The organism is Tunturiibacter psychrotolerans, from assembly GCF_051013365.1.
Classification (GTDB): domain Bacteria; phylum Acidobacteriota; class Terriglobia; order Terriglobales; family Acidobacteriaceae; genus Edaphobacter; species Edaphobacter psychrotolerans_A.
The window spans coordinates 2,418,183-2,430,706 of sequence record NZ_CP132941.1 but is presented as its reverse complement, the minus strand read 5'-3'; the positions used below and the strand labels follow the sequence as shown (position 1 = coordinate 2,430,706).

Below are 12,524 nucleotides of genomic sequence, written 5' to 3'. Positions count from 1 at the left end.
CACTAAACCCCGCACCGATAACCCACCCGCACCCCACAGACAATCTCATACGCAATCGTCCCAGCCAGCCGCGCATGATCCTCCGCCGTCACGCCATCCCCAAGCACCACCACCTCATCCCCCAGCCCCACCCCTTCAATCCCGCTCACATCCACAATCGTCAGATTCATCGACACCCTCCCCACAATCGGCGCCCGCTGCCCCCGCACCATCGCCCACCCACCATCCCGCGCATTCGAAGCCGAAAGCTCCCGCCGCACTCCATCCGCATACCCCACCGGCAGCAGCGCCAGCCGCATCGCCTGCTCCGCCACAAAGATCCCGTTATACCCAACCGTCTCGCCCGCCTCCACCTCACGCAGCCCAATCACCCGCGTCTTCCACGTCATCACCGGCTGCAGCTCTCCCCGCACCTCACTCAAACCCTCACCCTCAATCGGCAGACAGTACCCATAAAGCGCAATCCCCGCCCGCACCATAGGCCACGCACCAACCATCGCCGCAAGCCCGCGCAGCCAAGCGAGGTTCCCCTCATCGCCCTGATTATCGACCGTCGAAGAGTTCCCCGCATGCACCCACACCGGCCAAACCGCCGCATCTCCAAACGCGGAAATCGCCTCCTCGAACAGCTTCCGCTGTCTCACAGTCTGCGCCGACCCCGCCACCTCCGAGGACGCAAAGTGCGTCATCACCCCATCCACACGAATCCCCGCCGCCCCTCGCACCCACGCCACCAAACTATTCAGCTCCGGCCCCGGCTTGACCCCCTGCCGCGCCATCCCCGTATCGATCTCCACATGCACCGCCACCGGCCCCATCCGCACCCGCACCGCCGCCTCCGCCAACCACTCCATCTGCTCCCGCAGCCAAACCACCGGCACCAACCCCAGCCGCACCACTTCCTCCGCATCCTCCCGCAGCAGCCCCGACATCACCAGAATCCCCGGCTGCTGCCTCCGCGCAATCCCAGCAGCCTCCAGCGCCGTCTTTACCGCCGCGCCCTCGGCCACATCCGTCACCCCCAGCCACTGCGCCCCCGCCCGCACCAGCACCGGAGCGCACACCGCCGCCCCGTGCCCATACGCATTGGCCTTCACCACCGCCAGCATCGCCGTGTCCCCAGCCGCCTCCGTCAGCAGCCTATAGTTCTCCGTCAGCCGCCGCTCTGAAACCTCCACCCAGCTCTTCACATCCCTATCCTACCGTCGCCACCCCCTCCCGTAGATACCTCCCCAAATACCTCTTGTTCCCCATTGCACCCCGAGTGTGATACAAAGCCACGTCTACAGAAAGCACACCCGCCGCGAACTCTCCCAGGCTCGCGACGTTTCCAAGGGGTCCGTTCGTCGCCATGAAAATGAATAGCCGTTCAGTCTTGCTACCTTCCAGCCTAGCCGCAGCTCTCCTCCTCTCTGGTTGCAACAGCGACAGCCCCAACGCCGCAACCAAGGCCCAGCAAGCCCTCCAGGCCCAGCAGGCAAAGAACGCCGGCAACTTCTCCAACACCGTCTTCCTCGGCGACTCCCTCACCGCCGGCTTCCAGAGCGGCTCCCTCCTCGACACCACCCAGGTCCACGGCTGGGCCCCCGTCCTCGCCGCCCAGGCCGGATTCAACATCATCCAGCCCCTCATCGCCTACCCCGGTGCGCCCAACGTCCTCCAGCTCGTCTCCCTCGGCCCGCCGCCCGTCATCACAACCGTCCCCGGAACCTCCACCGGCCGCGATAACTTCGCCACCCAGGTCACCGACCTCGCCGTCCCCGGAGCCCTCCTCAACGACGTCATGAACACCGTCCCCGAAGTCAACCCAGCCCCCGGCACCCAGGCTCAGCTCAACCAGCTCGTCCTCGGCTTCCCCGGCCTCGGCTACGGAGTAGCGGACAGCCAGGCCAGCTTCGCCATCAAGGCCCAACCCACCACCATCTTCCTCTGGATCGGCAATAACGATGTCCTCGTCGCCGACGAAACCGGCATGCCCGCCAGCATGACCTCCGTCGCCACCTTCACCAGCCAATACCAGGCCCTCATCACCGAACTCACCACGATGGCTCCCGCCCACCTGGTCATCGCCAACATCCCCGACGTCACCAAAGTCCCCTACCTCACCCCCGCCGCCCTGGTCCTCGGCGAAGTCTCCGCCGAAACCGGCCTTCCCGCCTCCGCACTCAGCCAGATTCTCGGCATCGTCCCCGGCGACCTCGTCAACCCCGCCGGTACCGCCCAGATTCCCCTCATCCTCACCGGCCAGCAACAGGGACCCATCACGGACGCCGGCTTCCTCTCCGCCGCCGAGGTCGTCACCGTACAGTCCCAGGTCACAGCCTTCAATCAGGTCATCGCCGCCCAGGCCAAGACCGCCAACGCCACCCTCGTCGACATCAACGCCCTCTTCAACACAGTCTCCGCCAACGGCCTCACCATCAACGGCTACACCGGCAACTCCAGCTTCCTCGGCGGCTTCTTCGCCCTCGACGGAATCCATCCCACCAACGTCGGCTACGCGGTCATCGCCAACACCTTCATCGACACCATGAACACCGCGATCAGCACCAAGATCCCCGACGTCCCTCTCGGCCCCATCGCCGCAACCGATCCCTTCTGGCCCCCCAACCTCGCAACCCAGGTAGCACCCTCCGCCCGCCCCAGAATCATGCCAGCCAACGCCGGAAAACAGATCTCCGCGATCCTAAGCCCGAAGAACTAGAAGTCTCAGGCCCCAAAATCGTATGCTGGCTTGGCGAGCCGCCGTCGCACCGCACCGCACCGCACCGCAAGATCGACGCACCTGCGACCAGAGGTAGGAACGTGATACACATTCGAGGAGGGAAAAAGCACAGATGTCAAAAATCCGTGTCGCGGGATTTGCCGTTTCGCTCGACGGTTTCAGCGCTGGCGTTGAGCAAAGCCTCAGCGATCCGCTTGGCAAACGTGGACCCGAACTCTTTCAGTGGTTCTTTCATACTCGGACCTTCTGCTCAATGCACGGGCAGGAAAGCGGATCCGTCGGCGACATCGACGATCAATTTGCCCATCGTGCGATGGACAACTTTGGTGCCTTCATCCTCGGCCGGAACATGTTCGGTCCCGTGCGCGGCCCGTGGCTGGACGACTCATGGAAGGGCTGGTGGGGCGACAATCCGCCTTATCATGCGCCAACTTTCGTTCTGACACATCACGAGCGTGAACCTCTGGTCATGGAGGGTGGGACGACTTTTTATTTTGTGACCGGCGGAATCGGCGAAGCCCTCGAGCGAGCGAAGCAAGCTGCAGGCGGTAAAGACGTCAAGATTGGAGGAGGCGTCTCGACGGTGCGGCAGTATCTCAAGGCCGGACTCGTCGACTCCCTGCACCTCGCATCAATACCTGTTTTGCTCGGTCAAGGGGAATCATTGTTTGACGGGCTGGATCTGCGTGCGCTCGGTTTTTCCGTAACCGATCGCCAAGCTTCGGAATATGCGACTCATCTCACCCTGGAAAAGGTCTAGAGAGGCAGTTGCTTTAGTCAAGGTCCAGCAGAGATCCGCCATTTTCCCGGTAAAATCCTTGTCAACCCCTAGTTCTCCCTATCTCATTGACCACCAGACAGTTACACGTGGCGCATGAGTTTGGCCCGATTCGCTATCATTGAAACAGAGAACAAAAAAGAAAACCCCTGGAGACGAAAATCTAGGGGTTTTCCCTTTTACACTCGCTAACCCTCTTAGAAAGAAGAATTTAGCCGTAAACCCTTTGAATGGACGAATTTACAAAAATAAAATCGCGCAAGTAACTCATTCCAAGGAATTTACGCAGAGGTAACCCCCGGGGGGGGTACACCCCAAAAGGATTAGGCCGTGTCCAGTTCCAAGCAAATCAAAACGTCACGAGTTCAAAGGACTGACAGGCCTGATGCGCCCATCCCGCAACGCAAACAGCTCCCCCCGCCAAACCACCGTATCACCGGCAAAACTCCAGACCCAGAAGCCCAACCCAAAAAAGTCACGAAGCGGCAACAACCAAAGGTCACGCAGCACCTGCTCATCGCCCAGCACCCCCACCCCCACCGAAAGCGCCACCGCCACACGCGCCAGCAGCACAACACTCAGCAAAGAAAAACTCCAAAGCGCCAACCCGCTCGCAACACAGGTCATCACCGCCCACGGCACCGCGTACGTAACCCCCAGCCCAAGATACCCCAGCTTCCGCGAGTCCCGAGTCGACCGCGCCCAACGAAGCTGATGGTCCCTGAACCCGCGATAGTGATACTCCGGCACCGTCGTCTCCACCACTTCGTTCGAAAGCTCCACGCGATATCCGGCCCCTGCGATCCGCGCGCCCATCTCATAGTCATCCGCCAGATACTCCGCCAGCGGCTCCAACCCTCCAGCCTTAGCCAGTACCCCCTTGCTGGTAGCAAGCGTCGAGCCCAGACCAAACCGAATCCCGCCCTCGAGCCTCCGCGCCGTAAGCACCCCCGGCAGAAAGTCGGTCGAAATTCCCAAAGCTTCCAGCCGCGACCACACCGTCAGCGCACCACCCGCCTCCGCAGTGCGGCCGATATAGGGAGCCGTCACCATACCAACATTGGCATCCGAAAAACACTGCATCACCCGCGTCAGATACATGGGAGACACGCGAATATCGCTGTCGTTGATCAGCACATGCTCATACTTCGCCTCGCGCAGCATCTGCACCAGGTTGCTCACTTTACCCGACGTACCCAGCCGCTCCCGGCACTCCACCAGACGGATCGCACAGTCAGGAAACTCAGCCTGCAGCCGCTCGATCTCGCCCACCGCGGGATCGTTCAGGCTGCTCACGCCAAAGACAATCTCGAACTTCCCCGCATACTCCTGACGGCAGTGGCTCACCAGCCCCGCATACATGCGCTGATCCACGCCCTTCACCGGCTTCAGAATCGTGACATCAGGCGCAAACCCGGCATCAACGCTCTTTCGTCGCCAGTAATGCACAAAGTTCCGGGTTCCCCACAACGCCAGCAGCAGATAAGCAAGCCCGGCAAGGGTCAGCAGTGTCGTAATCGCCTCAATTGCGTGGGCCATCCAAGTAGTCTACCGAACAGTCGCGCGTTATCTGGCTCGAGTACGCCCTGCGCGGGCCGCGGTCACTTCGTGACATATATACCGGCTTCGCCCCGGGCCTCCCGATGGTCGGCAAAAAATATCTCTCCGCGACCAACGGGAGCGCTAACCGAAGGGGTATACAAGTCACGAAGTGACCGCCCCACGCGCAGTGGGGAGCGGGGCCCTACTCATAGCGCAGCGCTTCGATCGGGTTCAAATTCGCCGCCTTCCACGCCGGATAAATCCCGAAGAGAAGTCCGATCCCACACGAGCAGCAGAACGCCAGGGCAACCCACAGCGCCGACAGCATCGACGGAAAGAAGAGGTGCAGCACCAGAGCGATCGCACTGCCGATGAGCACGCCAATGACGCCGCCAACAGCACAGAGCGTAATCGCCTCCAACGTGAACTGCGCAAGAATGGTCCGCTTACTCGCGCCGATCGCCTTGCGCACCCCGATCTCCCGCGTTCGCTCCGTCACGCTGACCAGCATAATATTCATCACGCCGACCCCTCCCACCAGCAACGCCACACTGGAAAGAGCGAACAGCAGCAAAAACAGGCCACCCGTGATCGTGGTCCATAAACGAGTCAGCGAATCGGTCCCAAAGATCGCGAAGTTGTTAGGCGCCTCGTTCTTCACTTTCCGCCGGCGCCTTAACAGCTCCTCTATCTCATCCTGCACCAGCGTCTTGTTCTTCTGGTCATCAAACTTCAAACTGATCCAGTAATCCAGTACCTCCGGATGGATCTTATGGAACGTAGTCACAGGGAAGAACGCCTTGTTGTCCTCCGGGTTCTTGCCTCCCCCAAACGCCTGTTTCTGTTTCTCCATTACGCCCACGACAGTAAACGTCATACCCGCGATGGTCACATCCTGGCCCACCGGATCGATCGCGCCAAACAGCCCGTCCGCCGTATCGATCCCCAGCACGACAACGTTCGCCGCCCGCTCCACGTCGCTCTCGTTAAAGAAGCGACCATCCTTCAAGTTGAGCTCATACACATCCTTCACGCTCGCCGTGTCACCTTCAAGGGTCGTCCCCTCCATGATCTTGCTGCCGTACTTCACCGCGACCGTGCCCTCCACCCCGGTATTGTCCCGATACTGCAATCCGGGGGTCACCGCCACCACATGCGGCAGATCCTTCATCGCCATCGCGTCTTCATAGGTCAACTGCTTCCGCGTCAGCATCTCTGTCGTAGGCCGCACCCCAATCACCGGAAACCGGAAGACCCAGATCACATTCGTCCCCAGCGACTCCACCAGGCCAGCCACACTCGAGTTCAATCCGTTAATCACCGACGAGATGATAATCACCGTCATCACGCCAATCACAATTCCCAGAATCGTCAGTCCGCTGCGCAGCTTGTTCGCTCGCAGCGTATCCAGAGCCATCGTTACTGTCTCTTTTGTATCCGCAATCTGCATCAACGGCCTCCTCGGCATCTGTTCCCGCCGTGCTCGTGCTTCAATCCGCTCTCAACGCCACAATCGGATCCAGTTGCGCCGCCTTTCGCGCCGGATAGACACCGAAGAAGATTCCCGTACCGGTGGCCATCACCAGCCCGGCAACTACGCTCCACACCGCAATCGTCGAAGGAAATCCTGCCAGAATCGTAATCACCTGCGCCACCAGGATTCCCCCGATCACGCCGAAGACGCCTCCCACCAGCGCCATTGTCCCCGACTCGATCAAAAACTGCATCAGGATGTCCTTTGGACGCGCACCAAGAGCCTTTCGGATGCCGATCTCGCGCGTCCGCTCCGTCACGCTCACCAGCATAATGTTCATAATGACGATGCCGCCGACCACCAGCGAGATCAGCGCCACCGCCCCCGCCACCGCACCAAACGACCGCGTCACGATGCTGAAGAATCCCACAAGCGTATTGTTCGTATCCAGCTCAAACGAGTCCTCGGCTCCCGGAGCGTCATGCCGGCTCGATCGCACCAGAACCCTCACCTCGTCCGCCGCCGTCTCCAGGACCGGTCCGGCCTCACCCGCCTTCACATAAATCGTCAGCGTCTTCGCCGTCCCGTAGCTCTTCTGAAACGCCGTCAGCGGCACGGCGACCCAGTTATCCTGGCTCGCACCAAACGTGCTCCCCTGTTTTTCGCTGACCCCAATCACCGTGTACGGAGTGCCATCCACGCGCAACTCTTGTCCCAGCGGATCCACTCCCGCAAAGAGATGGTCTTCAATATCGGTCCCGATAATCGCAACATGCGAGGCGTGCTCCTGGTCGGCCTCCGTGAAACCTCGCCCCTGCATGATGTTCAGGTTCTGCAGCGAAGGCATCTGCCACGTGTATCCCCGGATGTTGGTATCGGTTGTGGACTCGGTCCCGCGCACGATCTTCCCTGTCACCGCCTGCTGCGCGCCGATCCCGACGCAGTGCCTGCAGTTCGCCGCCACATACTGAAAGTCGGGGTAAAGGATGTTCTTTCGCTTCTGATACCGCTGATAGTCTTCCGGGCTGGTAATGATCTGGGGCATCTTCGAGACGGTGAAGACATCTGCGCCGTAGCTGGCGAACTTCGTAGTGACATAGGTGTTCGCACCGTTGACCAGCGTCACCACCGCGATCACGCTGGCCACGCCGATGACGACGCCGAGCAGCGTCAGCACCGAGCGAAGCTTGTTCGCCCACAGCGACTGCAGCGCGATCTTTACGGCCTCTTTGAATTCCATTGCCTGTCTACCTTGGGTACGCTTGAGACTATCAGCCAGGGGTCTCCAAAGCGAGACTTGCCTTACTGTCTTATACGCAGCGGAACAGGTTTTGTTCGCTGTGGGATACACTTGTAGCTGCAGGCGGCTGGATGATCGCTGCCGCCCGGACCGCAAGGTGTTGGGCGGGGGAGGAAAGTCCGAACTCCGCAGGGCAGTGTGCCGGATAACGTCCGGGACGGAGGTTTCAAGACCTCTGGACGGCAAGTGCAACAGAGAACGAACCGCCTCAGGTTATTGATTTGCCTCGGCAAATCTGCACGTTCTTGAGGTAAGGGTGAAAAGGTGCGGTAAGAGCGCACCGCGCGGCCAGTAATGGACGCGGCAGGGTAAACCCCACACGGAGCAAGACCAAATAGGCAGGGATCTCGCCGCTCCTCTTCAGGCGGCGTGAGCGTATCGGCCCGATGCGCCCAGGCGAAGGGACTCGAAAGAGAGCCGAAACTTGCGGGTAGGTTGCTAAAGCGCCGCAGTAATGCGTCGCGTAGAGGAATGATCGTCTAAAACAGAATTCGGCTTACGGGCCGTCTGCAAACCTATGGCCTCGAAATCGCTCAAACGGTTTCGAGGCCGTCTCGCTTTCCTGCGTATTTTTTTTGGCTGTGGTGGAGGGGTGTTTTTGCTGGGGTTTTCGCGAATTGTGGCTGCGTAACGTGGTGTTTTGGATGGTGAAACGTGGTGACGTTGTGGTGTTTTGCGTGGCTGGAAGTGCACGCTTTCGCCCGACGAAAAATACGCCAACTTTTTGAAGTTTATTTTTTAGCGGATGGCAGCCATGGCGGCGCGGAAGAGGGTCTCGAAGTCGTGGGCGGAGTTGGGGTCCTTAGTGACGGCGGTTTCGATTGCTTTCTGAGCGATGGGGCGGGGGTAGCCTAGGTTGACCAGAGCTGAGAGAGCGTCGTCGCCTGCGGGGCCGTGGTGTGGGCCTCCGGTGGTAGTGGGAATGGCGGTGGCGAGGTCGTCGAGTTTGTCTTTTAGTTCGAGGACTACGCGCTCGGCGGTTTTTTTGCCGATGCCGGGGATGCGGGTGAGGGTGGCGTGATCGCCGGAGCGGATGGCGGTGATAAGGCGACTGGCGTCGATGCCGCTGAGAACCGTGATGGCGAGCTTGGGGCCGATGCCGGAGATGGTGAGGAGCTTTTCGAAGAGGCGCTTCTCCTGGGTTTCGGAGAAGCCGAAGAGGGCGATCTGGTCTTCGCGGACGTGGGTATGGATGTGAAGCGTGGCTTCGGTGCCTTCGTTGGGCAGGGCAGAGAAGGTGGCGACGCTGATGGTGACGTCGTAGCCCACGCCGGCGCACTCGAGGATGGCTTGATTGGGAGACTTTGAGAGGAGGCGTCCGCGAAGGTGGGCGATCATGCTGTTGGTGATTGTAGCGTGTTGGTTTTGGGTTTGTTCGTGGATGCTGCATTAGCATGTTGGCTTATGAAGACTTTCTCTGTGCGGCGTTTTGCGACGGTCTGTCTGCCATTGTTGGTTATGGCGGTTTGTTGTTTACGTAGCGATGCGCAGGAGAAAGGGGAGCCGGGAAAGTTCGGCTTTTACTTGATGAATCTTGCGTGGGGGCCTGAGTTCTGTTCGGTTCCGGGAGCGGGATCGGAGTGTAAAGCGCCACGCGGGTTTGTGTTGCATGGGTTGTGGCCGCAGAACTACAACGGCTCTTATCCAGTGAACTGCGGCGATAGATCGGGACCGGCGCGACCTGAGCTAAATTTGGATATCACTCCTGACCTTCCGCTGCTGGATCATGAGTGGAAGAAGCACGGGACGTGTACGACGATGTCGCCTGAGGATTTCTTCACGCTCGAGCATCAGGCGTTTCATTCGGTGAGGATTCCGGAGAAGCTGCGTAATCTGAAGCATGAGGAGCCGTTGAGGCCGAAAGATGTTCTCCACTTGTTTGCGAAGGCGAACCCTTCGTTTCCGCAGGGGAGTTTTGTTGTGAGCTGCGAGAAGGAGCGGTTGACGGCGGTTGAGGTTTGTCTGGCGAAGGATGGGCTGATGCCGATCTCGTGTCAGGGCCTGCGCGGGTGCGATGCGCAGGCGGTTCAGATCATCCCTTGAGAGGAACTTTTATCGAACCAATGCGCCTGCGGTTTGCAGGTCGTAGTCGCGGTAGTAGGGTGCGCGGAAACGAGTGACATTGGCAGCGCTCTTGCCCGGCGTAGAGAGCGAGGAGGCCAATAGTAACCACTTGTTTCTCGTTCCGTGTCGGACGCGGCTGAGGATGTAGCGATCTATTACGTCTTCGCCAACATTCCACGCCAGCCCGCCGATGGGAGTGATGAAGAAGTCCTGCATTCCGGTTTCGTTGGTGTAGCGGCCGATGTCGGGGCGGTAGTAGGTGTTGATGCCGGTGTTGCCGATGGATGCCTCGCTGAGCGGCCCCACCTTCCACTGAGCACTATAGGCTGCTGAGTAGGCCGTGGCCCGCAGACGCCCCATCCAGTAACGACGGGAGTTCTCGTACATGAGTGCGCGCTGCTTGGGATCGTTCTGCTCGTAGATGCTGTTGGTGACGGCGCCCATCATGGGATGTCCGATGTAGTCCACACCGAAGGGATCGTCGTCCTTCCATCGTGACCAGCGATAGTGTTCGACGCAGTAGGCATAGTCTCCCCAGAATCTTCCGTGGGTCAAGGCATCGCGGGTGTCGCTGTCGAGTGCGATGTTTCCGAGGTGTTGAGCAGAGAGGAAGAAGAAGGATTCGCTTAGAACCCGCCACCAGCTCACACGGCAGGGTTTGCCGCGAAGGACTGCGGTCTCGCATTGGGTGTTGCGCTGGAATTCGCTTTGAAGTTTTGGTTGGGCGGCGCCTATCACAGCCGAAGTGGTTTCGCTGTCGTGTTCCGTCTTCGTTGAGGTCAGGGCTGAGTAAGGATTCGCGAGCGCAGAGGGTGCGTCGATCGTGAGGTACGCACGATCCTCTGTAGATGGAGCAACTGAGGATAACAGAGCTCGCTGGAGACCGTCGTTTGTCAGTTGAGCACGGGATTCGGCAGGGATCAACGGGCAAAGAATGATTGCGGCTCCGCAGAATGCGCGACGCAGCAGAGTTCCGGTATCGATTTGCTGTCGAGGGAGGGGAGGAGAGCCGTTGGGGATAATCTGGTCTTCCTTTTTCGCGTTATTTTGGCTGAGACCTAGCTGAAGACGACACCTTAGACCCGGGCAGCAACCTGTCGCAAGAGTTATCGGGTGGTATGCGCCTAAAGTGGTACGAGCTGAAATTGGAGTGCGAAAATATTTCGCACAGCGAAAAGGTGAGATTTCCGGTTACGAATGAGGGGCAAGTAAAGGCGGCGGTCTTTGAGAAAAACTATCGTTTTGCAAGCCATGGACTGTTGAGCCGACCTGGCATTCCATGACTGCAACTGCAAACGCAGATCCCCTTCGGGGATGACAACAAAGGAACAAACAACAACGAAAAAGCAAACAACTGCAAGTGCAACAGCAACAGCAGATCCCTACGGGATGACAACAAAAGAACAAACAACAACACAAGAACAAGCGACAACGAAAGCAACTGCTTTTGCTACGGCTACCGTTACGGAGAGAAAAACTACAACTGCGATAGAAAAGTCCAGCAACGACTGCGATTACCCTTGCTTTGAGGGCTATAGAGTTTGCAGGTAGCTTAGGAGGTTTTTGAAGTAGAAGGCCTGGTCGTCCCACATGCAGAGGTGGCTGCCGTCGGGGCAGATGAAGGAGGATGCGTTGGGCATGAGGGTGGCCATCTTTGTCATGTCCTTTGGGTCCATCTCGTCGTAGCGTGCGCCGATGGTGAGGGCCTTGGTTTTGATTTCGTGGAGGCGATCCCACCGCTCCCAGTCTTTGAGGTTACCGGTGACGACAAACTCGCTGACGCCCTGCATCTGGATGTAGATCTTTTGATTGGAGTGGCGGAAGGCACGATCGACGGGTTCGGGCCACGGCTTGGTTCGGCAGATCATCTGCGGGTAGAGCTCCGTCATCATGATCTTTTCGTATTCGGGGGAGTCGTACGCGTTCTTTGCTTCGAGCGCTTCCAAGCTTTTGAGAGACGCCGGGGAGAGAAGCTGGTGCTTCAGTCTGGCCGTGCGCTTGAGATAAGACTGCGTGCCTGCAGTCATGTTTGAGATGACGAGTCCCTTGAGGTGCTGCTGGTAGTTGAGGGCGTACTCGATGGCGAGGATGCCGCCCCAGGAGTGGCCGTAGAGGACGAAGTGATCGAGCCCGAGGCCGCGACGCACCTCTTCGACTTCTTCGGTGTAGCGGGCGAGCGTCCAGAGCGAGGGGTCGTCGGGCTGGTCGGAGTTGTTGCAGCCGAGTTGGTCGTAGTAGTAGATCTCGATGCCTGCGTCGGGCAGGAAGGACTCCATCGCTTCGAGATACTCGTGACTGAAGCCGGGACCGCCGTGGAGCAGCAACACCTTGGTGGAACCGCTGCCGAGCCGCTTGGTCCAAACCTTGTACTTGCCTTGCACGACGGGCAACATGCGGATTCCTGCAGTGCGGATACCCTGCGGATTCAGAGTGTCTCTAGGCGGTGCGGTGTAGCGAGACAACTGCGGATTGGAGACAGATGCCAGGGCTTTATTGCCAGTCGCGGTGGCGAGTACCGATGCAGCGGTTGAAGCCAGGAAACTACGACGATTCACGAACGCCCCTTGAGTTGATGTCGCGGATTAGTTGGATGCGATTCAACAGTTCTTGTTGGAGATGATATCGAAGGCGAGGGCGGGTG

11 protein-coding genes and 1 other RNA gene are annotated in these 12,524 nt (G+C 59.3%); 5 read left to right on the top strand and 7 right to left on the bottom strand.

What is annotated here, in order from left to right:
• Positions 1-2 precede the first annotated feature (2 nt).
• Entirely contained in the window at positions 3-1,190 is a 1,188-nt protein-coding gene (gene alr, locus RBB76_RS10355; protein ID WP_429632142.1) for an alanine racemase, read from the bottom strand.
• A gap of 167 nt (positions 1,191-1,357) precedes the next feature.
• Here alr and RBB76_RS10350 point away from each other — a divergent pair, with 167 nt between their 5' ends.
• Positions 1,358-2,704 (top strand): SGNH/GDSL hydrolase family protein, encoded by a 1,347-nt coding sequence (locus RBB76_RS10350; protein WP_429632140.1) that lies wholly within the window; start codon positions 1,358-1,360, stop codon positions 2,702-2,704.
• Positions 2,705-2,837: 133 nt separating this feature from the next.
• The gene (locus RBB76_RS10345) at positions 2,838-3,485 is read left to right on the top strand and encodes a dihydrofolate reductase family protein (protein WP_429632138.1); all 648 of its coding nucleotides are present in this window, start codon (positions 2,838-2,840) and stop codon (positions 3,483-3,485) included.
• A 375-nt stretch (positions 3,486-3,860) separates the two neighbouring features.
• Here RBB76_RS10345 and hpnI read toward each other — a convergent pair whose 3' ends face one another.
• From hpnI to RBB76_RS10330, 3 genes are all read right to left on the bottom strand, one after another.
• Positions 3,861-5,042, bottom strand: a complete 1,182-nt coding sequence (gene hpnI, locus RBB76_RS10340) for a bacteriohopanetetrol glucosamine biosynthesis glycosyltransferase HpnI (RefSeq protein WP_429632136.1) — start codon at positions 5,040-5,042, stop codon at positions 3,861-3,863.
• A gap of 205 nt (positions 5,043-5,247) precedes the next feature.
• On the bottom strand, positions 5,248-6,495 hold the full coding sequence (locus tag RBB76_RS10335; RefSeq protein ID WP_429632134.1) for an ABC transporter permease: 1,248 nt from the start codon (positions 6,493-6,495) through the stop codon (positions 5,248-5,250).
• Between the two features lie 40 nt (positions 6,496-6,535).
• A complete protein-coding gene (locus tag RBB76_RS10330) occupies positions 6,536-7,759 on the bottom strand; it encodes an ABC transporter permease (RefSeq protein ID WP_429632132.1) in 1,224 nt (407 codons plus the stop codon).
• 119 nt (positions 7,760-7,878) lie between these two features.
• Between RBB76_RS10330 and rnpB the strand changes: the two genes are divergently transcribed.
• Positions 7,879-8,334, top strand: an RNA gene (gene rnpB, locus RBB76_RS10325) — RNase P RNA component class A.
• Between the two features lie 223 nt (positions 8,335-8,557).
• On the opposite strand, the gene ruvA is transcribed toward rnpB, so the two are convergent.
• The gene (ruvA, locus tag RBB76_RS10320) at positions 8,558-9,157 is read right to left on the bottom strand and encodes a Holliday junction branch migration protein RuvA (protein WP_429632130.1); all 600 of its coding nucleotides are present in this window, start codon (positions 9,155-9,157) and stop codon (positions 8,558-8,560) included.
• A gap of 66 nt (positions 9,158-9,223) precedes the next feature.
• On the opposite strand from ruvA, the gene RBB76_RS10315 reads away from it, so the two are divergent.
• The gene (locus RBB76_RS10315) at positions 9,224-9,862 is read left to right on the top strand and encodes a ribonuclease T2 family protein (RefSeq protein WP_429632128.1); all 639 of its coding nucleotides are present in this window, start codon (positions 9,224-9,226) and stop codon (positions 9,860-9,862) included.
• A gap of 9 nt (positions 9,863-9,871) precedes the next feature.
• Here RBB76_RS10315 and RBB76_RS10310 read toward each other — a convergent pair whose 3' ends face one another.
• Positions 9,872-10,807, bottom strand: a complete 936-nt coding sequence (locus RBB76_RS10310) for a hypothetical protein (RefSeq protein ID WP_429632126.1) — start codon at positions 10,805-10,807, stop codon at positions 9,872-9,874.
• A 390-nt stretch (positions 10,808-11,197) separates the two neighbouring features.
• On the opposite strand from RBB76_RS10310, the gene RBB76_RS10305 reads away from it, so the two are divergent.
• On the top strand, positions 11,198-11,434 hold the full coding sequence (locus tag RBB76_RS10305) for a hypothetical protein (RefSeq protein ID WP_429632124.1): 237 nt from the start codon (positions 11,198-11,200) through the stop codon (positions 11,432-11,434).
• On the opposite strand, the gene RBB76_RS10300 is transcribed toward RBB76_RS10305, so the two are convergent.
• Positions 11,416-12,438: a proline iminopeptidase-family hydrolase gene (locus tag RBB76_RS10300; protein WP_429632122.1), complete on the bottom strand. Its 1,023-nt coding sequence runs from the start codon at positions 12,436-12,438 to the stop codon at positions 11,416-11,418. The two genes, RBB76_RS10305 and RBB76_RS10300, sit on opposite strands and share 19 nt — an antisense overlap.
• Between the last annotated feature and the right edge of the window lie 86 nt (positions 12,439-12,524).

Excerpts from the sequence above, each read along its gene's own strand:
- RBB76_RS10335 (WP_429632134.1), bottom strand. The coding sequence starts at position 6,495 with ATGCAGATTGCGGATACAAAAGAGACAGTAACGATGGCTCTGGATACG.
- RBB76_RS10330 (WP_429632132.1), bottom strand. The coding sequence starts at position 7,759 with ATGGAATTCAAAGAGGCCGTAAAGATCGCGCTGCAGTCGCTGTGGGCG.
- RBB76_RS10315 (WP_429632128.1), top strand. The coding sequence starts at position 9,224 with ATGAAGACTTTCTCTGTGCGGCGTTTTGCGACGGTCTGTCTGCCATTG.
- RBB76_RS10305 (WP_429632124.1), top strand. The coding sequence starts at position 11,198 with ATGACAACAAAGGAACAAACAACAACGAAAAAGCAAACAACTGCAAGT.
- ruvA (WP_429632130.1), bottom strand. The coding sequence starts at position 9,157 with ATGATCGCCCACCTTCGCGGACGCCTCCTCTCAAAGTCTCCCAATCAA.
- hpnI (WP_429632136.1), bottom strand. The coding sequence starts at position 5,042 with ATGGCCCACGCAATTGAGGCGATTACGACACTGCTGACCCTTGCCGGG.
- RBB76_RS10345 (WP_429632138.1), top strand. The coding sequence starts at position 2,838 with ATGTCAAAAATCCGTGTCGCGGGATTTGCCGTTTCGCTCGACGGTTTC.
- RBB76_RS10350 (WP_429632140.1), top strand. The coding sequence starts at position 1,358 with ATGAATAGCCGTTCAGTCTTGCTACCTTCCAGCCTAGCCGCAGCTCTC.